Genomic DNA, 24,315 nt, shown 5'->3' with positions numbered 1-24,315 from the left:
TGATCGTTAGTACGAGGATTATCAGCGCACACGGGCATCAGCGCGATATTTATCAGCGCAGACGCTCACGACCTGCGAAGAACCTATCCCCCAAAGCAAGTAACGCCGGCAGGACAAAGATAATCAGCGCGGACGCACACAATGCGCCGATCGAAATGGTGCGACAGATCTGCGCGATCGTCGGGTTCTCAAATAGGAAGCCAAGAATGCCGGTCACGAGGATCATGATTGACCCGGACGTTGCGATCGTGTGCATCGAATTGTCGTATGCGCGAGCCAGTGCATGCCGGATATCAAGTTCTTTCCGACCCTCGCGATACTGGCTTGTCAGCAGGATGCCGTAGTCGATCGTCGCACCCATCAAAATGCACTGCACCATCAGCTGGGCCAAATAGTAATTGTCGTATCCCTGCAGTCCGATCGTGGCGATCGTCAGGAAAACGCCGCACTGAACCAGCAGAACCAGTAGCAACGGAACCGACAGCGACAGGAAGGTCAGCGCGACGACAAGGAAGATTGAGCCAGCAGTTAGCCACTGGATCAGACTCATTTCCGAATCGAAAGACGACTTGAGCTCGTGCACCAACACCGAGTTGCCGACCAGGTAGCAGTTCCCGCCCAGATCCTCCGCGCACGCCGATTCCAGTTGGCCGATCAACGCTTCGGTCGCATCGGATTCTTCAGGCAGGGTCGTAGTGATGACCATCCGTGACCAGGTGTCCCCGACCAGTTGAATTCTGGCCTGTCGGATCTGGTGTGATGCGTCGGTGATTGCCGTGCGCATCTTGTCGTCGATGAACGAAGAAAAGCGCGCATCATCCAAAATCTGCGTATTCAGCGTGTCCACCAATTGCGCGATCGATAGTGTCTGACCAGCGGTTTCACCCCGATCTGTTGCCGTTTGCGCGCCGTGAATCAGGTAGGCAAGCGCGACGTGATTCGTATCGAGCGAGCGACTTGAAGCGGTCAGCGCCGAAAGCTGTCCCAGCAGGCTTGTCATCTCAGTTGGGTTCAGCTGACTGTCATCAACGACAGCGCGCATGACCTGACGCAGGGCACTCAGCTGGCTCACCTGGCTTTCACTGAAATTCCCGGACGTTTGAGGGTCGTACGCCATCGTGTCGAGGATGAAGCTCACGGCGTCATAGGCGCTCATATTCCACGAACTCGTATCGCCGTACATCGAGGTGCGGAGCAGGGAAAGCTGACGAACTTGGTTGGCGTCCATGCCAAGGAAACTCGCCAATTGCCTGGGCGTAAAGTAGGTGCCCGCAACCGAAGCATCGATGATCGAATGCAAGGTGGAGACCTCGGCTTGCTGTTGTTCTGACAGAGACGAGTCATTCGCCAAGTCAGAGGCAATCGTCTGCGGAGTGTAGAGCCAGTCGGTCGCATGGGCGGGCGAGTCCGCAATCGCAATGATCACCTGAAGCTGAGCCGAGTTCATCGACACGATGGACGCGAACGTTGACAGTGGGATCTGCTGACCGGACACGGCAAGGGAAGCGATCTGATACATCTGCTCGATGCCCGCTTTTTGGTCGTCGGTCAGAGAGCCCGCCAGCGGAGATGCTTCTCCCGCCTGGACCTGCGTGTTCAGGAAATCGATCATCTCCCACGGGCTGGCCGTAGTCGCGGTTGCAGGGTCGTGCCCCGAAAGCGTGGCGCGCATCGCAAGGATCTGCCCCACTTGTTCGGGCTCCATTGACAGGAACTGAGCCAGCCCCTGCGCATCCATCGGTGTAGCGAGCGTTGTGGTATCAGTCAATGCCATCAGGCTTGCCAGCTGCGCTGACCTCTCCCCCATTTGGGCACTGACCTGCGGTTCGTTTGTTGCAACCGCGTTGAGCGCTTCAACATAAGCCCTCAGTGTTCGCGAATCGTTCGCGTACTCCCCCGTTTCAGCTTTCTTCTTCGCGTAGAGCAGGCGCACCTGCGACGAATCAACCCCCAGCAGATTCGCCATCTGTTTGAAAGAAATCGGAGTGGTCATCGCCTGAGCATCGGTGAAACGTTGCAGGTTTTCCGCTTGAGCCCGCGCATCACCACTGACCATGGGCGCGTATTGAGTGTTCGGCACGTCGTTGACGATGAAGTCAGCGAACTGGCCAAGCGTCATCGAATCGGCCGAAATATTTGGGTTCGAGATCGCGTGATACAGGTAGATTCCGCGCGCCTCGGATTCGCTCATCCCCAGGAAGTTCGCCAAATCTGCGGGGCCTCGCACCCCCAGCAGAGCATCACGGTCAAGATAGGGCTCCAGCTGCGCCAGCGAATTCAACGTGTCTTCATCCGTGCGTGACACGATCAGCCGATTATTGCGAATGAAAGAAATGAACGCCGGCAGACTCATACGCTCAGTTGCCTGGCCGTCATGCGCTAAGAAGTAGACCAGAGACAGCATGTCCGAGTCGAAACTCAGGTCCTCACTCCCCATTTCGCTCAGGGCAACAGACATATCGTCGACAAAACGCTGGCGTCCGATCGTCGTCGGTTGAGACATGACAGAGCGAACCCCATCAGTATCGGAAATACGCTCAGCTAGCTGGCCCGCAATCGCATCATCGCCATTGCGATACAGAAGAACAATCGAGTTTTCCTTCTCGAAAACATCCGCAATCGGATCCGCCTTCGCCAGCGTGTACGCAACCGGCGCGCCTCCAGCCATCACGCCACCGCCAGCGAATAAAGCAATGAAGGCGACGAGGATCGGAATACGAGCTTTATATTCGAACCGTGCAAGAGGATGAAAGTTTGCCCGAAGATAAGGCTTCGCGGTCTTCTCAATCGCCCTATCGCACCACAGGATCAGCGTCGGCAGAATCGTAAACACGCTCACCATCGACAAGAACACACCCTTGGCCAAAGCAATACCCAAATCCATGCCGATCAGCAAAGACATGAAACAGAGCATCAGCAGGCCAACAACCGTGGTCATCGACGAAGAAACGATCGACGAAAAAGCCCCCCGAATTGCGCGCACCATCGCCTCTGGGCGCGACCCATCAGGCGTCTTCTCCTGGCGGTAGCGATTCATCAGGATGATCGAATAATCCATGGACAAGACCAGCTGAAGGATCGCTCCGATCGTGAAAGTCACATCTGCGATCGACCCCTGAATCAGGTTCGTCCCCAAATTCAGGACAACGGCCATACCTATCGTGACCAAGAACAGAATCGGCTCAAGCCAGGACGCGCACATCGCAAACAGGATCAGTGCAAGCAAAACAACAGCAACCATCACGATCCACAATGGAAGCTCTGAGGTCGGTGACGGGTTATCCGACTCAATCAACGCACCCTTGATCGCGAATTGATCGGTGAGTGCCTGCTGGATCGCCGCGTCTTCTGCCGACCCATAAGCATGCTTGGACTCAACAATGAACAGAGTGTGATCACCCTGGTGATAAATCCCGTCTGAATCCTCAGTCCGAGCCTCGTACCCCACCGAATCAACATTCGGGATCGCCTGAAGCTTCGCCAAAGTCGACTCTTCTTCGGAAGCTGTCAGGCCGGTGAACATGACGCGCGTCGACGACGTGTCCATGGAGCCGGGGAACTCAACCTCCATGATGTCGGTGCCTGCACGCATCTGGGAGGTCGCGGGCAGGAACTCCACCATGTCATTGATAACGCCAACCCTGGGAGCCAAGACAGCGCACACACCGGTCGCCACCACCATGATGACAAAGATCAGATGGCGGAACCTCACCAAGAAATTGGCACTTGCGGTCAGCACTGACGACTCCGTTTGCTCCATTACATGCGGATTTTTTCACGGTACCTGGTGGCGTGTGCGACACGCTAGCGAATCCGTGCAGGTGAGGGCTCGGTTGACGGGCTGAGCCTACGCCCGATGCTACACCTCGCCTCAGGACAACCGCGGCGCGATGCTGTGGCCACCTGAATCCACTTCCACAATCACCACACACCCACTCAACCTGCGAGAACCTCCCACCCATCACACAAACCAACCTCCCCGAACAGTACAGTGAGTGGCGGCCTCCGCCTCCAACACGCGTGTGGCGGCTTTCTCGACCTTTGGCGGGTCACAATGCTCTGTTCTGCACCGCCAAACACTCACAAATCTGTCAATGCTCCGCGCATGACGAAGCGGGTCGCCCCGAGGGGCGACCCGCTCACGCCGTTTTCTGCGACTACTCGCTCAGCTCCTGCGCTTGGCGCGCGTCGAAACAACGGCTCCAGTCGCGGCAAAGAGCGCGGCGAGAGCCATAAGACCCGCCACATCGGCGCCGGTCTTGGCAAGCCCGCGGCTCTTGGCCGTTGCGGCCTCCTTGGTCGTTGCGGCCTCGATGAGGAAAGGCACCTTGACGCTGACCCCGGTCGCCGCATCGGTGAGAATGATCTCATGGGATCCGATCGGCGTCGTCGCGGGAATCGTGTACGAGAAGCGCACGACTCCGCGCTCGTCCGCGAGTGCGGTACCAATCGTGATCGGATCGGAGTGGAGAACCGCGCTGATCTCGTGACCGGCAGTGAAGCCCGTTCCTACGATCTCGATGCTCTCGCCGATCTTCGCGGTGCTCTTCTCGAGGGTAATGGTTGGCCCGGGGTTCGGGTTTGGCCCGGGGTTCGGGGCGGGCTCTGCGGCCTTCAGCTTGAGCTCGACGATCCCGGACTCGACGGTTCCGGCGGAGTTCTCCGCGAGCAGGCGGATCTGGGCACCGTCGGTGCTGGGAGTGACCTTGATCGACGTGGCCCGGCCAGTGTCGCCATCGAGGTTAACCCACTGGTCCAAGCCCTTCTCCTTGATCTGCCACTGCAGATCCGGGGCGGGATCGCCCGTCACATCGGCCGCAAGGTTGAGGGTCGTCCCCTCGGGTGCGGTGATGGTGCGGAACTGATCGTCTCCCGCTATCTCGACCTTATCCATGTCGTCCGACTCGATCGAAATTGGCGAGATGTGCGGTGCTTCTCCGTTAACGATCTTTTCACCGAAGACCTCGACCTCTGCGAGCGCAAGCTGGGTATAGGGACCCGGCAGGATAACGCGCACATGACGCGCCTGGAAGCCGCCGAAATCGACGCTCGACGGGAAGCCACCAACGCCGTTGACCTTGAGTGCCTTCACGCCATCGGCAAGCGGGCCGTTCGGATCAAAGTTGGACGGTAGCTCCTCGCGGGAGGCGACGACCCAGAAGTCCTTCAGGCTCTCATAGCAGGCCCCCTTTTGGCAGGGGTCGCGGTCCGAGCGATTCCAGACGTTGACGTTCGAGAGCGCGAACTCTTCGCCGAGGTCAACCTGCCACCACGGGTTGGTCGCATAGTTAGTGTGCGAGACGGAACCATTGTCGAAGACTCCATCGGTTATACCGTCATTGGCGCGCGAGGCGGGGGCGTACCAACCGGTCGAAACCTGCGTCGCTGTCTTGCCGAGCGCAAGATTCTCTGGAGCCGCGAGGGTCGGGGATACTGCGCCCGCGAGCGCGAGTGCTGCAACCGTCGCCCCACCCAAAATAGTTCTCGTGAAGTTCACCTTCTTACCTTTCGAAATGCTTCTCGCCAATGAACTCTGTCGTCGGCCGATCCTTATTGAGGCGCTCCTACGATAGTGGTTATCGATCGATTATTACATTGTTTGAAAGAAGAATCACATGTTACTCACAACTTGCCCCTAGGTGCACTGTTCGAGGTGGTTGATTCATTGTGTGATGGGCGGTTTGTTGTCGCAGGCCTGAGTGGAGTCTGCGATGATTGCGAAAGTACATCCAGCCAACTAAGGCATCGCGTCGTTGTTGTTCACAGATGCAATGGTGGGTGTAGGCCCACCTCTATCCCCTCGGCGGCATCAATTACTCTTCTCACATCCTTACACGCAGCGAGCGTGATCCGGGCCTCACACTCGAGGTTGCGCGGTTCGCAGACAACCCCGTACGATAATGCAAGTCGTTCTCATTATCGCTAGAAGGTTCATCATGCGCGCCACCCGCCGCGGGATTCATCCCCTCCTCGCCCTGTTCACCGCGCTCCTCACCCTCGCGTTCTTTGCTACGCCGACGATCGCCGCGCCCGACCCGCAGGGCGGAGAATCAACGACGAAAGCGCTCCTCACCCACGGGCACGCCGACGTCTTCGCCCTCGTCCCCAACGGGCCGACGATCTCCCTCGTCGCCAAGGAGGACGTCACCACTCCGGGCGCACCGACCTACCACAACCCCGCAAAGCTCATCCTCGGTGTCACCGACGCCGCGAAAACGAGCGCGACCAAAAAGATCGAGGGCGTTGGAACCGCCGGCTATGCACTCCCCCAGTCCGAGGATCCCGCTCTCCTGTGGCCCGGTTGGGACTCGAACGCCATCGCCCCTCTGCGCCCAACCGCGATCCGCCTCGTCATCGACGAGGTCTCTGGGCCTGGTCGCATCTTCCTCTGGCGCTCGGCCGCATTCGGCGCGACCTCCCCGATCTTCGAGCAGGGCTCCCTCGAGGCCACTCCCGGGCGCTCGATCCTCCAGAACGCGCCCGCCCACGAGCACGCGAACTGGCTCTTCACAGACGCGGGCACCTACTCCCTCACTCTCCACGGCGAGGTCGACACCCCCAGCGGGCACCTCGTCTCTGACCGAGCCTCCTACACCTTCGCCGTGGGCGCCACCGCGATCGCGCAGGCCACCCCCGGAGCGTCGGCTCCCGTCGAGCCGTCGACGCCCGGCACCGGATCGACCCCGACCCCCGCGCCAGCGCCAGCGCCAGCGCCTCAGTCCACCGCCCCCCAAGCGCCCGTACAGCCAGCCGCCGAGCAGTGCCTCCCCACCCCCGTCACCTCGAACGGGAGCAGCACCGCAGTCGGCGGATCCCACACGATACGAGCGAACACCCACGTCCACCCGAACTGGGTTTTCACCGCCCCCGGCCTCTACAAAGTCTCGATCACCCAGACCGCGACCCTGAAGTCCGGTGCCCGCGTCTCGACCTCCGGCATCCTCTCCTTCAACGTCGGCGGTGCCGGAAACGCCGACTCCGGCCACTTCGACATCGGGACGAGTGCCAGCCCCTCGTCGATCTCCATGCTCGTCAAAGACGACCGCTCGCAGCCCGCGCGCTGGGTCGCTCCCTCCTCCCTCGTTTTCGGGCTTGGCTCCGCAGCCGAGACGACTGCACCCGCCGGTATCGAGTTCATCGCGAAGCAAGGTCAGAGGATCTGGATGATCTCCTCAAGCCAGGTCCCCTCCGTCCCGTGGCTCGGCGCAAACACGATGCACCCCAGCCTCCTCGCCCGCACGACCGGCGATGTCACCTGGACGCTCAACGGTGTCTCCGGCCCCGGTTCACTCGCCGTCTTCGAGTCCGGCAACTTCGGTTCGCTCGTCGGCGCCCGCTGGTTCGGCGGCAGCAGCTCAGGCTCGACGACCGTCTACGTCGGCCGCACCGCCGACGGGCACCCCTGCGAACTCGACCAGGCGACGATCGATCGTCTGCGCGCCGAGGGTAAGATCGTCGACGGCTCAGCCCTTCCCGGCGGTCTCGCATCGACCGGCGCACGCTCCGCCACCCCGGTCGTCCTCGCCTCGCTCCTCGCCCTCGCTGGGCTCGCCGCACGACGGTGGGCAAGAAGGTGAGGCGCACCCGAGCGCGTCGCGCTGGGGGTGCCCTCGTGCTCTCCCTCCTCATCGGCGCTCCTTCGCTGCTCCTCGGCGCATGTGCCCCCGTCCTCGCGGACGACGGAGTCTCTGCCGAGGAGCCTCCCGGCGCACGATCAGAGTCCGCTGCACCTGGCAGTGCTGATGTGGCCGATGACGGGTCGCAGCCTCGGATCGTTGCGACGACGCCGATCATCGCCGACCTCGTGCGCGCGGTCGCCCCGCGAGCGCGCATCGCGACGCTCGTCCCCGCAAGCGTTGATCCGCACTCCTTCGAGCCCTCGATGGCGGCCCTCCGCGACATCGCGCACGCCGACATCGCTTTCTCCAACGGACTGCTCCTCGAGCAGAGCGCACTCACCTCCTCCATCGACGCGAACCTCCCAAAGGGCGCCCAGCACGTCGCCCTCGGCGAAGAGTCCGTCCCCTTCGGCGCACGTCCGATTCCCCTCGTCGAGGACCTCTCTCTCGCGACGATCTGGCTCGGGCTGCGCGTCGACGGACGCGCCTCAACCGACTCAACCGTCTCCTTCGAAGCAGTCTCGGCGACCGGCCCCGGCGACCTCGCCGCCTTCACGACCGGCACCTTCGGCGAACCGCGCCCGTGGATCGCCTCGAAGGATGGGATCAACTCGAACGACCGCGTCGAACTCCCGACCAACGCTCACACCCACATGTCGTGGGGTTTCACCGAGCCCGGCGTCTACTCGCTCTCTCTGCGGGCGACGCTCCACTCGCCGACGGGCGACACTCCGCTCGGTGAGAAGACCCTCGTCTTCGCCGTCGGCGTCGACCCGCACTCCACCGGGCGGAGCGTCCTCGACTCCGGGCACGCCGATCTCACAGCGAAGCTTGAGGGCTCGATGACCCTGCGCGCAGACGCCCCCGCAGGCGACCTCGACCCCGACCGGATCGTCATCGCCGTCCCGGACACGACGACGACCACGATCCCCGACAATCGGTGGCGCTTCCTCGCCGAACCAGGCACCTCCGCCCGCATCCTCGCCCAGGCCGTTATCGGAACCCACGTCCACGGTGAGATCGACCCGCACATGTGGCACGATGCGAAGAACGCCATCGCCTACACTGACCTCATCGCTGACCGCCTCGCCGCCCTCGATCCCTCGCGCGCGGCCGAGTATCGGGCGAACGCTGTCGCCCGCGACGCCGAACTTGAGGCCCTCAACCGGTGGATCCGCGAAGTCGTCGCCACTATCCCTGAGAAGAGCCGTACCCTCGTGACCGCGCACGACTCCTTCGGCTACTACGCGAAGGCCTACGGGCTGCGGATCGGCGGGTTTGTCGCGCCGAACCCGTCCCTCGAGCCCTCGGCCCTCCAACTCGCTAACCTCACGCGTGTCCTCGAGCAGACGCCAGCCGCCGGAGTCTTCCTCGAACCGATCTCCCGCTCCCACCTCGGCGAGCTCGTCGCACTCGCGCACACGACCGGTAAGTCCGTCTGCTCGCTCCACTCCGACACGCTCACCGACGAGGTCCCCACTTACCTCGACCTCATGGTGTTCAACACGCGCTCGATCAAGTCCTGCCTCGACCCCGCCTCGCTACCCGCCTGGCCCTTCGAGTCGGAGGCATCCATCCCGAATCCCACCCGAGGAGACCAGTGAAACTCACGCACGCACTCGCGCTCGCCACCGCGGCTCTCATCGCCCTGGCCCCCGCCTCAGTCGCCACAGACACGACGACGCAGGACCCCGCCCTCACCCAGGTTGTCGACTCGAACGAGACCGTCGCCCCCGAAGGCACGCCTGTCGAGATCTCCGCCGGGCACGTCGACCTCGGACCGAAGTTCCTCGACGGCACGTGGACCTTCCTCGCCCGCGACGACTCCGCTCAGACGCCGACCTGGCGCCACCTTGACGACGTCGTCCTACGAGTCTCCGACGCCGCGAAACTCGAACTCCCCGCCGACGACCAGTACTCCTTTATCTCGGCGAACGGCCCGGTCTGGGCCGTCCCCCAGTCTGAGATCGCCAACGTCGTGTGGCTCGGCTGGAACACCCAGGACCCCGAGGTCGTCGGCAGACTCGCCCAGGGCGCGACCCTCGTCTTCGAGGGACACGAGGGCGAGGGGGACTTCCACGCCTTCGTCCAGGCCGGAAACTTCTCCGGCCCCCAGCAGCTGTGGAACTCGACGAAGCCGAACTCGCAGCCGATCCACGTTGACGCAAACACGCACACCCACGCGAACTGGGTTTTCACGCAACCGGGGATCCACCTTATCCGCCTCAGCATCCAGGCCCAGCTCACCGACGGCACCACTGTCGAGGACACTCGCGTCCTCCGCTTTGCCGTCGGGGACGCCGCCGACGCGCAGAAGGCACTCGAAGCCCAGTGGAGCGTCTCGAACGCCCCTGAGTCGCCCGCTCCCGTTGACTCGCCGTCGGCCGTCGACCGCTCGACCGTTCTCCCGCTGTGGATCGCCGCGGGGCTCGGCGCCACAACCCTCGTCCTTGTCGCTCTCGTCCTCGTCGCCCGTCGCCGCAGCCACGAGCGCGAGCGGGTCGCTGAGAGGATCGTCGAGGATGGGACTTCCGGCTCCGTCGAGCCGAAGCCGGAAGCATCCGATGATGCCGACGACCGGGGGTCTCAGCGATGAGTCGCGCACTGGAGGTGTCCAGCCTGCGCGTCGACCTTGGCGGGCGGACGATCCTTGAGGATGTGTCCCTTCGAGTCGACGAGGGCGAGCTTGTCGGCCTCATCGGGCCGAACGGGGCTGGCAAGACGACGCTCATGCGCGCGATCATGGGACTCATCCCCTACCGCGGGAGCATCGAGGCGAGCGGCTCGGTCATCGGCTACGTCCCGCAGCGCCAGGATCTCGACTGGAACTATCCGATGAGCGCCGCCCAGCTCGTCGCGACCGCCTTCACCGGTCAGCGTCGCGCGCCTCGAGGTGCGACGCGCCTTGAGGCCGTCTACCGGGCTCTCGACGCAGTCGGCATGTACGCGTTCCGCAACCGGACGATCAACGAGACCTCGGGCGGTCAGAAGCAGAGGATCCTCGTCGCCCGGGCGCTCGTTACCTCGCCGCGTCTGCTCCTCCTCGATGAGCCCTTCACCGGGCTTGATCACCCGAATCAGGACGCGCTATCTCGCCTCTTCGTTGACCTCGCCCGTTCAGGAGTCGGAATCCTCATGTCAACGCACGACCTCGGGCAGGCCGTCGATATCTGCCACCGACTCGTCATGCTCAACGGGACTGTGAGGGCCGAGGGCGAGCCCTCCACCCTCTGCTCGCCGGAGCCGTGGATGGAGACCTTCCACGTCTCTAAGGACTCCGCACTCCTCCGCTCCCTCGGGATGGTGCGCCGATGAGCCTCCTCGACTTCCTCTCCGACCTCGCAAACCCCTCGCTCGCTTTCCTCCCGAGGGCGCTCCTCATCGCTGTCCTCTCCTCACTCGTCTGCGGCCTCGTCGGTGCGCACGTCGTCCTGCGCGGACTCTCCTTCGTCGGCGATGCGCTCTCACACGCCGTATTCCCCGGAATCGCGATCGCCTTCGCGCTCCAGGGGTCGATCCTCCTGGGAGGAGCCGCAGCCGGGATCCTCGTCGCGATCCTCATCTCCGTCTTCTCCCAGAACCGCCGGGTCGGCGAAGACTCCGTCATCGGCGTCTTCTTCGCCGCCGCTTTCGCCCTTGGCCTCGTCGTCGTCGCACGAACGCCTGGCTACACGGGATCCCTTGAGTCGCTCCTCTTCGGGTCGCTCACCGGCGTGACGAACACCGATGTCCTCATCTCCCTCGGGGCGTGCGCCGCAATCGGCATCGCCCTCGCGCTCTTCCACGACCGGATCGTTCTCGTAAGTGTCGACCGCGATTTCGCGATCTCGGCGGGCCTGCACGTTGGGCGCATCGATTTGCTTCTCCACCTCGCCATCGCTACTGCCGTCGTCGTCTCCATCCAGACGATTGGGAACGTCCTCGTCCTCTCGCTTCTCATCGCTCCCGCGGCGACCGCGCGACTCCTCACCGACCGCGTCATCCCCATGATGCTCATCGGCCCGGTCATCGGTGCCGTCTCTGCCTTCCTCGGCATCTGGGCCTCCTGGTCGCTCAACATCCCCTCGGGCGCGGCGATCGTCCTCGTCGCGACCCTCTTCTTCGTCCTCGCTCAGCTCCTCTCGCCCGGGCGCGGACTCCTCCTTCGCGCCCGACCGGTGGCGCAGACCACAGAAAGGACACTCGCATGAGGCCCCTGCCGTTCACCGGCCTCCTCACCGCGGCCGCCCTGCTCGCCGCGCCGATACTCACCGCACCCGTGGCGCACGCAGTCCCGTCAGAAACGACCTCTCCCACGGAGTACGCCTCCGGCTCGACCAACGCTGAGGCCGCACCCTCGTCCCCCGGAGCGCCCGACGATCCCGAGCACCTGCCCGGAGAGGCTGGCTACGGGGACCTCGTGCCCGCCGACCTCACGGTTCCTGCGGGCTCGCCCGGCGCCGACCCGGAGGCGACCCCTGGGCCCGACGGCCGCGTTCCCCACGTGTGCGCTGGCCGCAAGCTCCTCCACCACGCGCATGTTGACGCCGCCTACGTCACCCGTGTCGACGACACCTTCACCGTTACTGTTGTCGATGGGCGCAAAGTCGTCAAGGACCCAAACTCCGTCTGCGTCCGACTCGCCCCCGACGCGCGTACCTCCGACTCCCAGGAAGTCTCACGCATGGTCGTCCCCTCGGGTGGCCTCTTCAACTTCATTGGCAAGCCCGGCGACATTGTCTGGCGTGCCCCCCAGGAGCAGATCGACAACTGGCGTCCCGTCTGGGCTGGCATCGGCGCCTTCGACACGGCGCACGAGGTCGCCCAGCCCGAGGGGATCCTTCTTGACGAGGTGAAGCTCTCGATCGCGAATTCCTCCGGGCCCGGAGCCGTCGAGGTGTGGCGCACCGTCGGCACGAACTCCCTGAGTCGAGGGCTCTCTTCCGACCCCTCGCTCGCGCCGCTCTCCCTCCAGGCTGGCTCCCACGGCCACTGGAACTGGACCTTCTCGAAAGCGGGCGTCTACCGGCTGGACATGGTTGCCTCCTACACGTCCACCTTGACCCAGAGAGCCGTTAATTCCTTGCCCTCGACCATCACGTGGCTCGTCGGCTCCGATGACGAGGTCGGTCTGCCCGAAGGCACCACAACCTCCCTCACTCCGATCGGAACGACTACCGAGCAGGTGAAGGAGAAGATGATCGCTTCCGGCGAACTCTCCACCGAGGAGACGCCCGCCGAGCCCGAGCCTCCCTTCACCCAGGCCGAGGCCCGCAAGCAGATCGAAGCGCTCTTCGGCTCTACTGCGAAGGCTCCATCCTCACCCTCCTCCCCCTCCCACTACGTCTACAAGGGGACCTTCAAAGATGATGTGCGGGCTGGCGTGCCGATCAAGCGGGTGACCCTCGAGGTGAACGCGAACGACAAGTCGATCCCCGGGGAACCGATCCTCGAAATCCCCGACTCACTCAAACAGACGACCGCCGACGGCGACCGCTGGGTCCTGCCTACCTCCGGTGAGCACGGATCGCTCGGATTCGACTTCACCCAAATGCCCGCCGATCTGCGCTCCGGGCCAGCCGTTTACTCCGTCGACACCTTCGACGGCCCCAAGGGCGGCCGCTACATCGCGGGGACCGTCACCGACGGGGCGATGAACGTCACCCTCGATACGACGCGCGACCCCAACCGCGGCTTCACCGTCGATGCAGCCGCAGTTCCCCTCGCCCACGTCTTCACGAAGCCAGGCGTCTACACCGTCGGTTTCAACATCGAGACGCGCGACAAGGACGGGAACTTCTCCTACAAGTCCCGCTCCGCTCACTTCGTCGTCGGCGACGCCGCGATCTCGGCGCTGCGCGCGATCACCGCGGAGAACAACGGCGAGGCGCCCTCACCCTCTCCAAACCCTGCGAATCCGGATGCCGATGCGCCACCGAGCGGTGGCGTTCAGCCCGACAATCCCTCGATACCTGATCCTGCCAACCCGTCCACCCCTTCCCATCCCGGCGATTCGGCGATCCACATCATCACCGAAGGTCACATGGATCAGGCGATGTCCCTGAGGGACGGGAAGGCGGAGGTCTTCGTCGACGACACCGCCGACCCGCGCCATCCCGTCCACCGCACCTCCGGAACCTTCGCCTACGCCGTCCCCGACTCGACGCACGCGAAGATCCCCGCCGGCGCGAAGGGCTACAGCGAACTCGCCGCTGCGGCGCCCGAAGGTGTGTGGAGTCTGCCCGAGACCCAGCTCGAGGGCATCCCCTGGGTCGGCTTCTCAACCCAGCGGGTCGACTACTCGCAGCTCTCAAGCAAGGGCGTCGAGGTCGCGATGAGGAACTTCACCGGCCCAGGTCGCCTCGTCACCGGTGTCTCCTCCCTCTTCGAGGGATTCACGCCCCGACTCGACTCGACGAAGCCCGACATGGTCCTCCACTACCTCTTTGGATCACACGACCACCAGGCCTTCTACTTCACGAAGCCCGGGCGCTACTCGACCGACTTTGTCTACACCGCGCACCTCGCTGACGGCTCCACCATCGAGAAGACGCTCCATGCGATCTTCCTCGTCGGCGACGACGCCATCAAGAAGGGCGCTGAGCCGAACCCCTCGCCTGAGCCGAATCCCTCGCCCGCACCGAACCCGGAGCCCGGCGACGCCCTTCCCATCGACGAACTCGTCGCGAAGCTCAACGCCGAGTCCCACAGGAACTGGACGAACCCGAACAACGGTGCGCAACGGCCCGTCCAGCCCACGCCCGCTCCGGGCACCTCCCCGTCAACCGGATCACCGTCCACGGGCTCCCCCTCAGCAAGTGCGAGCGCCCCGGCCTCGCCGATCGAGAACCCGACCGCGGCCGCCGCGCGCCTCGCCGAGGGTGCCGGGCAGACCGGAACCCCGGTAACCGGTGGGTCAACCGTGTCCGGCTCACTACTGTCGTCGAACTCAGCGACTGGCGCGGAGTCAACGAGCTCCGACTCCGACGCATCGGACGCTTCCAGCGCCGACGAATCCCAGTCGAGCGGCGTCGCAGGTCTGGACTTCGCGGACTCCTCACAGTCAGGAGCGTCCACGACGCGGGCACTCACCAAGCCCACCACCCCAGTGAGCGCCCTGCTCAATCCTGAGCGCGGTTCCGCCTCGTACGGGAGCGGCTCGAACTGGTGGCAGTGGATCCTCGTAGGGATCGCTGGTAGCGGACTCGTCGGGGCGGGCGCCTGGGCACTTCTCCTGCGCAGGCGCGTAAACGGTTGCGCACGTAGAGTTCGCTGACACGTCTCCCGGATCAGCTACCCAGCCCGTGACCGGATCAGCTACCCAGCCCCGTGACTGAGTGAAATGTGAGCGCCGAGCGGCGGCTCGGACCTTCCCGGTTCGAGCCGCCGCTTCGTCGTCTACTTCTTCGCTTGCGCCTCCGCCTACTTCTTCATCCGAACGAGCCACTGGCGAACTTGACGCTGGCGCTAACTTCGACTTTGAGTCTGACTTTGGCGCTGGCAAAGCCTCCACCAAAGCTTCAGCAGCCCCGCGGGTTATGTCCGCTACGCTTTCCTCCTGGTCCTGCTGATCACCAGCGCAATGCCAGCTACAGTAAACAAGGCTGCCGCATAGAGATAAACCAGCACATTAGCTCCGGTTACTGGTACGGAGGGCACCACTTTTTCTGCAAATACCGGGGTGATCTCCGTGTCCTCACTGAACTTATGCCGTTTCGTGAAGTCATAAACTCCCAGTTTAGCTTGCCCCTCATTTTGGGCAGCTTTATCAGCTGACCAATGCTTCAACCCGGTTGCGGCCTTATCTTTATCGCTGACTGCAATCTCGGGAATCTCTACCCAAGCCTTGGGGTTAACCCAATAGCTCTGAGGAGGCAGCTTGTCCAGTCGACTGGAGGGCTCCACCGTCACCTTTACATAGGTTTTTCCATCCAAGAGTTTCGCCAAATCTCCATGAGGATCGGTTGCCTGCTTCAAGAAGTCTGGCATGGGTCCCGTAGGGGGCGCATCGTACCGGTTCTTATAAACCCTTATCGGCAGCTCGATCTCTTCAATCTTTTCTCGACCCGCAAACTTAACTTTCGCTTTGAGTTTCACGGTACGAACAAGTTCGTTTGAATCCGGTTCTTCTTTTACCAGCGTGTAAAGATCATTCTGGGTGGCTACAGGGGTACCGTTTTCATCTACGAACTCTACCGTCGCGTCATCAGGCAGTTTCGTTATCTTGGTTTTGTCTTTACTCTGCAGCTGAATAGCTGCCCTCAGCTCATCCAGAGTGGGCACAAAATTATTGATCCAGGTGTCATCGGATGCCTTAAAGGACTCGGTAGTCGCCACCCCTTTAGTCATCAGATCTGACCAATCAAACTGTGCGGTAAAGGTATGGTTTTCGTTTATCTCCGTGCCCGGCGATAAAAGTGGTTCCTTATCCCACTCTTTAAAGCTCTTGCCTTCTTCCGGCGTGATATAGTGCTTGTTCTCGTCCGGCTTTTTTTCGTTCTCCAATTCTTGGGGAACTGGAAGCAGATCAGACTTAAGACCCTTCAGTACATCGTAATTAATTTCTTTGATGGGGTTCCCATCTGTGTCGGCACCGAAGGAGCCGCCCTCACCGGCCTTAAAGGTTACTCGGACGTACCCGTCTGGAGGAGTAGGACTATTTGAGGGCACCTCAATAACCCTGACATCCTGATAGTAGAAGGTAATCTCATCGGAACCGGTACCGTTGATTCCTTTGAATTCATTAGTCTTTTCGTCTACATCGTAGAAAAGCTGCTGCTGCGGATCTGAAGTCAGCCTCCAGCCGTTTATCGGCTTGTAGTTTCTGGCATCGTAATGTCGACAGAGGCTAGTCACTGTTTCCTGGTCTAGAATACGGTACTTCTCTATAATGTTTTTCTTTTCCGCATCGGTAGCGGCTTTCTCCAGCTCTGCCTTAGCTCTTTGGTCCACATAGTTAACCTTGTAATCACGGGTGTGGAAGGGGCGATAGAAGAAGTGGAACTCATTGTCCTTGGCTTTCGGATTATCAACTAATTTCCCGTCTTCTAGAATCTGTTTCGGTTCTACCCTAAGCGTCTGGAAATAGGTGTTATCTTTCGTTGCCCGATGCTCGCCAGCCAGCTTTTGATAACCCTCATAGAGTTTTTTAGTTTCTTCGTCTTCGGTGTTCCGCAATTCTTCATCGGAAGCCAAAATCCATTTGGCATCTTGCTTAGAACCAATGGCGGCCACGTATTTTTCGGCACGCTGGTTTCCTTTAGTTTCTGTAGCCGGATTATCCGTCACGGTCTTATCAATTGCGAGATCACTATCCAAGAAGTGGTGGAAAACCTTTACATCCTGCATATCATTTTTTACCCAAATGGCTTTCAGGTAAATGGGATTGACTACGTCGTTACCGTAGGAGTAAAGTTCCGGAACTTTATAGGTGTCCCGATAAGAAGTATCCACTTTGTCGGTGTATTCGCCGGTATTGGCATCCTTCTGATAGCGCAGCACCTCCCAACCCATGAAGCTATAGCCTTTTCGGGTTGGTTTATTCGGTTCTACCAGTTTTTGCCGCTGCACTACAGTAAAGACTTGCTTATCCCCTTCGTTTTCACCCTTTTTCGCGTAGGTGACTTCTTTTTGGTCAGAGACATCGCCTTCCTTAATGGTCTTAGGGGCGGTGGTAACATTCTTCTCCTCAATGGGATCTAGCTTGCCCCCATTGGGATCGAAGGTTACCTTCCACTTATAGTCTGGTTCCCCCCATTTGGCGTAGAGCACCAGGTTGTGCACAGGCATAGTTTCCTTGTTTTCCCAAACCAGTTTCTGCCCGGCCGGGTCTAGCGCCCAACCCTTAAATACCATTTGGGGTGCGAGGCCCTTAGGCCTCTTAATCCGATCATTTCCCTCGTCATCTTTTTCCACCAGATCCGTCAGCTCTAGATCAATTAAGGTCTGCGGGTTATCTAGGTCTAAATCCTTTAAGGGTTTTTGGTAGAAGACGTCTGTCTGATTGGTCTCGTCGTACTCGCTGTCGTCCTTGGGGTTTGCGGGGTCATTGTTGAACCGCAACTTGTACTTATTCCGGTGGTACTGGAAGCGAATATAGCCATTTGTATCAAATGCATCGCTGCCATCGGCAACGTCCCCGAATTCATCAGCACGGTTAAAGAACGTTTTCATAAACTGCATGTCGCCCTTGGTTTTTTCGTTGCCATAGGGGTCTATTACCGTTTCGTCAGGAAGGGGAGTTTTGTCTTCCCGCTCATCGTTCATAGCGGCAAGCTCATCCTCGGTAAGCTTCTGGGAGGGTTCGTTTAGGCCGTAAGGGGTAAAACCCTGCACCGTTGGGTACGGGTGAAGATAGGCTGAACTGTCGGTATCCGCTTTGGTTCGGTAGAGATTGTAGTCAACGATGGTCTCTCCGGACTCAAACCCATCCATCCAAAAGTCCATGTGGTGAGGTATTGACCGGCCTGATTCTTTGGAACCACCCCGTTGTTCGATACCAAAGGAAAGAGTAGTGAAAGTTTTCGGGTTAGCAAGCCAGTTGACCTTCAGAGTGACGCCATTTCCGGCATCAATCTCGTTAGTGTAACCACCCAGTCTCTCGTAGACTGCCATATCGAGAAACTCTTCAGCCGAGAGCCGGTAGGGAGGAGTATCGCGGTATTGCCAATTTGGAATAACGTAGTTTGGTCCCCAGCCAAAACTTTGCTTACCCTCGGAAAACCCCTTGGTTTCCTGAGCGTCATCTGGCCACTCTGTCATCAACTGGTTAAACCGGGCCTTAAAGTGGTAGGGGTTTCCTGGCTCGCCTAACTTTTCGCCGTGTCTCCAAATTTCCGGATAGAAGGTCGACTCAGCTGCATCACCCGTCTTAGCATTCGACTTCGTAAAGTAAAGGTCATACACCTGGCGATCATAATAGATGTTATAAATGGTTTTGCCGGTGGAAGAAACCGCCTTTACTACGTCTGGGCTATTTGGATCAGCGTTTTCTTTATCGGTTAAATCTTTATTGTATTTATAAAATTTATTAAGGTAAAGGAAGGCATTGCGGTAAAATCTTTGGTTGTTCCATATTTTATCTAACCGCGTCTGATCTAGATCTGGAAACTCCACCCCTTTTACCGTCTCATTTTCAAGGTCTGGACGAGTACCGGTGGCCTGATCCTTATACACATGGGTACCCACGAAGTCGTACTTTTCTAAAAGAGAAGCCCCCTCGGGGTAGTCGGCCTTTTCCGTCCAAAATTGGATTACATAGTCTGCCTTCTCGTTATCTTTCCAAACTGCAGTGAACTTGACGTTTTCAGCCGGAATAATCAGATTAGCATTGAGATCTTTAATCGCATTACCGCCGCTGTCTTTAATAACTTCGCCGGCCTTAAACGTCTTCTCGCCAGATTCATCTTTTAGGTCAATCGAAGGCTTCCAACCTTGGAAGGTAGCTCCCACTTTTTCGGGAATATCTTTTTTCTCGAGAGTGGGGATGACCTGCCCGTAGTACAGAGTGCGGGAAGGAAGTTCCGCACCCCCATCGGTGTCGAAAGTGACGTCATAGTGGTTACGGTTGTAACGGTATTCCACTGAAAAATTCGTAGTGTCTTGGGGAACCTGCACCGTAATAGAATCAGCCTCTGGAATAAAACCCGCTATTTGAGCTTCATCTAAAGGCTTAACTTCTAGATCGGAACCGACGCTACCTTCCTCAGTAGTTTCAGTTATTTCTGTTTCCCCGGGTTTTTTACCATATTTGTCAAAATCATTGATGTCTTGGAAAACATGCTTGATCTTGACGCTATTTTTTACAGCCGGGTAGTCAAAGGATCGAGTTTTCTGATAGGTCTTTCCGTATTCATCATCGCCACTCTGTTCGCCAGTTTTAGCTTCTTTAACCACCGTGTCGTAGCCGATAGGGAAATTACCTTGAGGCTTATCGTAACCCAGGAAATCCGGGAGGTTAATAGTCTTATTTACCTTGTCTTTTTCGCCTTGAGTAGCACCTGCCCCTACGGTCGCCACATAGGGCTGGTAGTTGATGGCATAGTCTCCATCTCTCTCAACCCGATAATCGCTACGGAGGGTGTAGATATCTGGCTGCTCCGGATTCTTGACGAACTTTTCCGTCGTTGTGTCAGCAGGAAGCTTCACCGGTTCCAGTTCCATGGAATTTTGGTATTTGCTGGTTTCCGCAGCGTCAGCTGTCAGCAGCCGGGAAAATATCACTGCCGCCGGAAGTATCAATGCCACCGCCAGTAGTAGAGACAGGGTTTGCTTGAACGAAACTTTCATGGGGGGACTTTCCGTCTCTGATGCCATAATTTATTTTTAAAGGCAAATATTGGTATTTCTGACTATTAATTATTTTAACACCATTAAAACACTGTCTTACAACCTTTCAAGGCGGGTAAGAGTGCCAGCTCGCCCTGACACCTCAATTCGTCGGGCGATCGGCGAGGGCGGGGCGGACGTTCGCCCCAGAAGGCTCAGAGGCCGCTCCTCATCTAGAGGCCCCTCCTCATCTATGGGAGAATCCTAATGAGCGAAGGAGGGGGCATGCGCAAGGACTTGGTCGAACAGGTCGTCGACACCGTGATCGACAGGATCGTCGAGGGCGCGTACCGCGAGGGCGACGCCCTGCCCGGCGAGGTCGACCTGGCGAAGGAGCTCGACGTCTCCCGCCTCACCGTCCGCGAGGCCGTGAAGGTCCTCAAGGATCGGGGGGTCCTCGAGGTGCAGCAGGGACGCGGCACTTTCCTCGCGCCGCGGACCCGGTGGACCGATCTGTCGACGGTCATCGCACTGACGATGCGCGAGTCCTCGCCGCGCGACGCCGGACTCCGACTCGTCGAACTGCGACGGATGATCGAGGTCGGGGCCGCAGGTCTCGCCGCGCGCAACCGCACAGACGAGGACCTCGAGGCCCTCGAGTCCCTGCTCGAGCGCATCGACGAGGCCGCGGCGGCCGGGGACGTCGAGGCGAACGTCGAGGCGGACCTCGATTTCCACAGGCGCATCCTCCTGGCGAGCGCGAATCCCTTCATGCCGGTCGTGCTCGCCCCCCTCACCCAGGCACTTCACGAGTCCCGCTTCGTCACGGCCTCGCAGCCCGAAGTGCGCAGGCGGGCCCAAGCCCACCACCGGGCGATCCTCGACGCGATCCGTTCGAAAGACGAGGAGGCGGCGAAGGACGCGATGCGCTCGCACATGACGCAGACGCGGCTCGATCTTCTCGCGAACACGACCGAGTAGGAACGGAATCCGCAAGTCCTCAGAGGATTACTTGCGCGCACGCCGATGCGCAGCGTATAGTGACACCAGTCCTCAGAGGTCTGAGCAATGGTGCTCGGATGAGAGGGCCCGAATCCCGAAGGAGTGTCATGCCGCTCATCAGTCGCGACGAACTCGTCGCAGGGCTCCCCCCGCACGCCCCCGTCTCCCCCGCCGACGTCGACGCCGCCCGCGCCTCCGCCGCCCGGCGCCCCGTCCTCGTCGTCCTCGACGACGACCCGACGGGCACCCAGTCCGTCGCGGATCTGCCCGTCCTCACCGCATGGGAGGAGGCCGACTTCGACTGGGCCCTCGCGACGGGCTCCCCCGCCGTCTACGTGATGACGAACTCGCGCTCCCTCGCCCCCGCCGACGCGGAGCGCGTCAATCGCGAGGTCGTCGCCTCCGCCCTCGCCTCGGCGAAACGCCTCGGCGTCGAGGTCGATTTCGTCTCCCGCTCCGACTCGACGCTCCGTGGCCACTTCCCCCTCGAGCCCGACACGATCGCCGCCGCCCTCGAGGAGAACGGCGAACGCGGAGTCGACGGGGTCGTCCTCGTCCCCGCCTTCCCCGAGGCCGGGAGGATCACCCTGCGCGGGATCCACTACGCCGGATCCGCCGAAGCGGGCTACGTCCCCGCCGCCGAGTCCGAGTTCGCGAAGGACAACACCTTCGGGTACGCCCATTCGATGATCGCGGACTGGGTGGAGGAGAAGACAGGCGGCCGCACCCCGGCCGGGCGGGTCCTCCTCATCGACATCGAGACCCTGCGCACCGACCTCGATCGGACGGTCGAGATCCTGAGGAGCGCCCGGGATTCGCAGCCCATCGCGGTCGACGTCGTCGAGGCCTCGGACCTGCGAGCCCTCGCCCTCGCCCTCATCCGCGCCGAGGAGGCCGGCTCGCGCTTCGTCTACCGCGTCGGCCCGCCCTTCGTCCGCGAGCGCATCGGGCAGATCGCCCACGAGCCGCTCACCTCCGAGGAGATCGCGCAGTCGCGCTCCGGTAGGATCCCGAGCGCCGGTGGCCTCGTCGTCGTCGGCTCGCACGTCGGCGTCACCGCCCGCCAGCTCGACCGGCTCACCGCGAGGTCCAAGGCCGAGGTGCTCGTCCTCGATTCGGCGCGGATCATCACCGGCGACCGCGCGGAGGAGCACATCCGCGAGCTCGTGGAGAAGGCCACCGACGCTCTCGAGACGAACACGATCATCCTGCGCACCTCGCGCGCGATGCTCTCCGGATTCGATGCGAACACCGCCCTCGCCCAGGCGCGCTCGATCTCCGCGGCGATCGTCGCCGTCGTCCACGGCGTCGTCGAGCGGGTCACTCCCCGATTCGTCGTCGCGAAGGGCGGGATCACCTCCTCCGACGTCGCCTCGAAGGGCCTCGAGATCCGGCGCGCCCGAGTCATCGGACCGATGCTCCCCGGCATCGTCTCCCTCTGGTCCTCCGTCGACGGGATCGCCGCGGGCGTCCCCTACATCGTCTTCGCGGGCAACGTCGGCACCGACGAATCCCTCGCGGATGTCGTCGAGAAGCTCGAGAAGTAGCACCTTCATCCCCGTCCGGCCGTGGACGACGAGGTCCGCGGCCTCCACCTTCAAGGAGAGAACACCCATGTCGAAGCGAATCGCCGTCCTCGGTCTCGGAGCGATGGGACTGCCCATGGCCTCCCATCTCGCCAAGACCTTCGAGGTCACCGGATTCGACCCCTTCGAGGAGCGCCGCACCCTCGCCACCGAGCACGGCGTCGCCGTCGCCGACTCCGCCCCCGTGGCCGCCTCCGGCGCGGACTTCGTCCTCATCGCCGTGCGCAACGCCGCCCAGCTCGAGGAGGTCCTCCACGGGCCCTCCGGCGTCGTCCCGGTCCTCGAACCCGGAGCCGCGATCATCCTCACCTCCACCGTCGGCGCCGAGGCCGTCGAGGCCGAGGCCGCGCGCCTCGCCGAAACGGGCATCGGCCTCGTCGACGCACCCGTCTCCGGTGGCCCCGTCCGCGCCGGGGAGGGCGACCTCCTCGTCACCTGCGGCGCGACCCCCGAGGTCTGGGAAGTCGCGAGACCCGTCCTCGACGAGATGGCCGGAACCCTCGTCCTCGTCGGCGACGCCCCGGGCAAGGGGCAGTCGATGAAGACCGTCAACCAGCTCCTGTGCGGCGTCCACATCGCCGCCGCCGGAGAGGCGCTCGCCCTCGCGGGGAAGCTCGGGCTCGATCAGAGGATGGTCCTCGACGCGCTCATGGCCGGCGCCGCCCAGTCCTTCATGCTCGGCAACCGTGGGCCCCGCGCGATCGAAGCCTGGGAGGGCGCCGATCCCGAGGTGTGCTCGCGACTCGATATCTTCGTCAAGGACATGGGCATCGTCACCTCCGCCGCGAAGCGCGCGGGCATCGCCGTTCCCGTGGCCGCCGCCGCCGAACAGCTCTACATCCTCGGCAATGCGCAGGGGCGTGGCGCCGAGGATGATTCCACGCTCATCCGAATCATCGCCCCGCATTCATGAACCGCTCACCACGACGATGTGGCGAGCACAAGGAGAACAGCATGCAATTCCACGAACTCATCCCGGATCCTACGGGACTCGATCGCGTCTTCACTGGGGGGCGCTGGCTCGAAGGCCCCTGCTGGGTCCCCGGAGCGGATAGACTCCGCTTCTCCGACGTCATCGGCGACCGCGTGTGGGACTTCGATCCCGCGAGCGGCGAAGCAACCATCCACCTCGAGCGCCCCGACCACGTCAACGGGCGGACCATCGATCTCGACGGCTCGGTCATCCAGTGCTCCCACGGAGGACGGCGTCTCGAACGCGATCGGAACGGGGAGATCAGCACCATCGTCGACCACTGGCACGACGCGAGATTCAACGCCCCGAACGACGTCGTCGTCTCCTCCGACGGCTCCATCTGGTTCACCGACCCCGCCTACGGGATCATCTACCCCGAGGAGGGCCACCCCGGTAGCCGCGAGTACTGCGATCATTGGGTCTTCCGCATCACGCCCGAGGGACGACTCACAGTCGCCATCACCGACCTCGTCGAGCCCAACGGGCTCGCGTTCTCCCCCGACGAGACGATCCTCTACGTCGCCGACTCCGCCGCACTCAATCGCGAAGGGGCGATGGGCCGCCATCACATCCGCCGATACCTCATCGACGACTGGCGGGTGAAGGCGGGCGAGGATTTCGTCGAGGTCAACCCCGGAGTCCCCGACGGGATCAAGGTCGACGAACACGGCAACGTCTGGTCCTCCTGTCTCGACGGGGTCGTCGTCTTCGCCCCGGACGGTCGCGAGATCGGCAGAATCCCGGTTCCCGAGAAGGTCGGGAATCTCTGCTTCGGCGGCGAGAGCGGCACCGACCTCTACATCGCGGCCTCCACTTCCATCTACCGGATCCCCACATCGACCCGCGACTGCCGACGCCCTTCGAGCAGAGCATGAGACGGAAGGAGACG

At 61.4% G+C, this 24,315-nt stretch carries 13 protein-coding genes; 10 read left to right on the top strand and 3 right to left on the bottom strand.

Annotated features, from left to right (window positions below; translation table 11 throughout):
- Positions 1 to 52: 52 nt before the first annotated feature.
- Both G5S47_RS01620 and G5S47_RS01615 read right to left on the bottom strand, forming a co-directional pair.
- The gene (locus G5S47_RS01620) at positions 53 to 3,712 is read right to left on the bottom strand and encodes an efflux RND transporter permease subunit (RefSeq protein WP_219585666.1); all 3,660 of its coding nucleotides are present in this window, start codon (positions 3,710 to 3,712) and stop codon (positions 53 to 55) included.
- Positions 3,713 to 4,165: 453 nt separating this feature from the next.
- On the bottom strand, positions 4,166 to 5,497 hold the full coding sequence (locus tag G5S47_RS01615; protein WP_219585665.1) for a galactose-binding domain-containing protein: 1,332 nt from the start codon (positions 5,495 to 5,497) through the stop codon (positions 4,166 to 4,168).
- A 439-nt stretch (positions 5,498 to 5,936) separates the two neighbouring features.
- On the opposite strand from G5S47_RS01615, the gene G5S47_RS01610 reads away from it, so the two are divergent.
- Genes G5S47_RS01610 through G5S47_RS01585 form a run of 6 tightly spaced genes read left to right on the top strand, consistent with a single transcriptional unit; the run spans position 5,937 to position 14,874 of the window.
- The gene (locus tag G5S47_RS01610; protein WP_219585664.1) at positions 5,937 to 7,577 is read left to right on the top strand and encodes a choice-of-anchor M domain-containing protein; all 1,641 of its coding nucleotides are present in this window, start codon (positions 5,937 to 5,939) and stop codon (positions 7,575 to 7,577) included.
- Positions 7,574 to 9,223, top strand: coding sequence for an anchored repeat ABC transporter, substrate-binding protein (locus G5S47_RS01605; protein WP_103631556.1), 1,650 nt, complete (start codon positions 7,574 to 7,576; stop codon positions 9,221 to 9,223). The genes G5S47_RS01610 and G5S47_RS01605 overlap by 4 nt, the downstream gene beginning before the upstream one ends.
- A complete protein-coding gene (locus tag G5S47_RS01600; protein ID WP_103631554.1) occupies positions 9,220 to 10,215 on the top strand; it encodes a choice-of-anchor M domain-containing protein in 996 nt (331 codons plus the stop codon). Before G5S47_RS01605 ends, G5S47_RS01600 begins: the two co-directional genes overlap by 4 nt.
- Positions 10,212 to 10,934, top strand: coding sequence for a metal ABC transporter ATP-binding protein (locus G5S47_RS01595; RefSeq protein ID WP_103631552.1), 723 nt, complete (start codon positions 10,212 to 10,214; stop codon positions 10,932 to 10,934). The genes G5S47_RS01600 and G5S47_RS01595 overlap by 4 nt, the downstream gene beginning before the upstream one ends.
- Positions 10,931 to 11,809: an anchored repeat-type ABC transporter permease subunit gene (locus G5S47_RS01590; protein WP_103631551.1), complete on the top strand. Its 879-nt coding sequence runs from the start codon at positions 10,931 to 10,933 to the stop codon at positions 11,807 to 11,809. Before G5S47_RS01595 ends, G5S47_RS01590 begins: the two co-directional genes overlap by 4 nt.
- Entirely contained in the window at positions 11,806 to 14,874 is a 3,069-nt protein-coding gene (locus G5S47_RS01585; RefSeq protein WP_219585663.1) for a choice-of-anchor M domain-containing protein, read from the top strand. Before G5S47_RS01590 ends, G5S47_RS01585 begins: the two co-directional genes overlap by 4 nt.
- Before the next feature lie 269 nt (positions 14,875 to 15,143).
- Here the strand turns inward: G5S47_RS01585 and G5S47_RS01580 are convergent, their stop codons facing one another.
- A complete protein-coding gene (locus tag G5S47_RS01580) occupies positions 15,144 to 19,913 on the bottom strand; it encodes an InlB B-repeat-containing protein (RefSeq protein ID WP_257878480.1) in 4,770 nt (1,589 codons plus the stop codon).
- A 237-nt stretch (positions 19,914 to 20,150) separates the two neighbouring features.
- On the opposite strand from G5S47_RS01580, the gene G5S47_RS01575 reads away from it, so the two are divergent.
- From G5S47_RS01575 to G5S47_RS01560, 4 genes are all read left to right on the top strand, one after another.
- Complete coding sequence (locus G5S47_RS01575) at positions 20,151 to 20,846, top strand: FadR/GntR family transcriptional regulator (RefSeq protein WP_219585662.1); 696 nt, start codon at positions 20,151 to 20,153, stop codon at positions 20,844 to 20,846.
- Between the two features lie 128 nt (positions 20,847 to 20,974).
- The gene (locus tag G5S47_RS01570) at positions 20,975 to 22,414 is read left to right on the top strand and encodes a four-carbon acid sugar kinase family protein (protein WP_219585661.1); all 1,440 of its coding nucleotides are present in this window, start codon (positions 20,975 to 20,977) and stop codon (positions 22,412 to 22,414) included.
- A 67-nt stretch (positions 22,415 to 22,481) separates the two neighbouring features.
- Positions 22,482 to 23,366: an NAD(P)-dependent oxidoreductase gene (locus G5S47_RS01565; protein WP_219585660.1), complete on the top strand. Its 885-nt coding sequence runs from the start codon at positions 22,482 to 22,484 to the stop codon at positions 23,364 to 23,366.
- 41 nt (positions 23,367 to 23,407) lie between these two features.
- A complete protein-coding gene (locus G5S47_RS01560; protein ID WP_219585659.1) occupies positions 23,408 to 24,301 on the top strand; it encodes an SMP-30/gluconolactonase/LRE family protein in 894 nt (297 codons plus the stop codon).
- The last annotated feature ends 14 nt before the right edge of the window (positions 24,302 to 24,315 follow it).

The sequence above is a fragment of the Schaalia turicensis genome (assembly GCF_019380255.1).
In the GTDB taxonomy this organism is placed as follows: domain Bacteria; phylum Actinomycetota; class Actinomycetes; order Actinomycetales; family Actinomycetaceae; genus Pauljensenia; species Pauljensenia turicensis_A.
The sequence above is the reverse complement of the archived record's forward strand: the minus strand, read 5'-3'. Positions and strand labels throughout refer to the sequence as shown.

Bases quoted from the DNA above. Each gene is read 5' to 3' on its own strand.
- G5S47_RS01610 (WP_219585664.1), top strand. From the start codon at position 5,937: ATGCGCGCCACCCGCCGCGGGATTCATCCCCTCCTCGCCCTGTTCACC.
- G5S47_RS01595 (WP_103631552.1), top strand. From the start codon at position 10,212: ATGAGTCGCGCACTGGAGGTGTCCAGCCTGCGCGTCGACCTTGGCGGG.
- G5S47_RS01590 (WP_103631551.1), top strand. From the start codon at position 10,931: ATGAGCCTCCTCGACTTCCTCTCCGACCTCGCAAACCCCTCGCTCGCT.
- G5S47_RS01585 (WP_219585663.1), top strand. From the start codon at position 11,806: ATGAGGCCCCTGCCGTTCACCGGCCTCCTCACCGCGGCCGCCCTGCTC.
- G5S47_RS01580 (WP_257878480.1), bottom strand. From the start codon at position 19,913: ATGGCATCAGAGACGGAAAGTCCCCCCATGAAAGTTTCGTTCAAGCAA.
- G5S47_RS01575 (WP_219585662.1), top strand. From the start codon at position 20,151: ATGCGCAAGGACTTGGTCGAACAGGTCGTCGACACCGTGATCGACAGG.
- G5S47_RS01570 (WP_219585661.1), top strand. From the start codon at position 20,975: ATGCCGCTCATCAGTCGCGACGAACTCGTCGCAGGGCTCCCCCCGCAC.
- G5S47_RS01565 (WP_219585660.1), top strand. From the start codon at position 22,482: ATGTCGAAGCGAATCGCCGTCCTCGGTCTCGGAGCGATGGGACTGCCC.
- G5S47_RS01560 (WP_219585659.1), top strand. From the start codon at position 23,408: ATGCAATTCCACGAACTCATCCCGGATCCTACGGGACTCGATCGCGTC.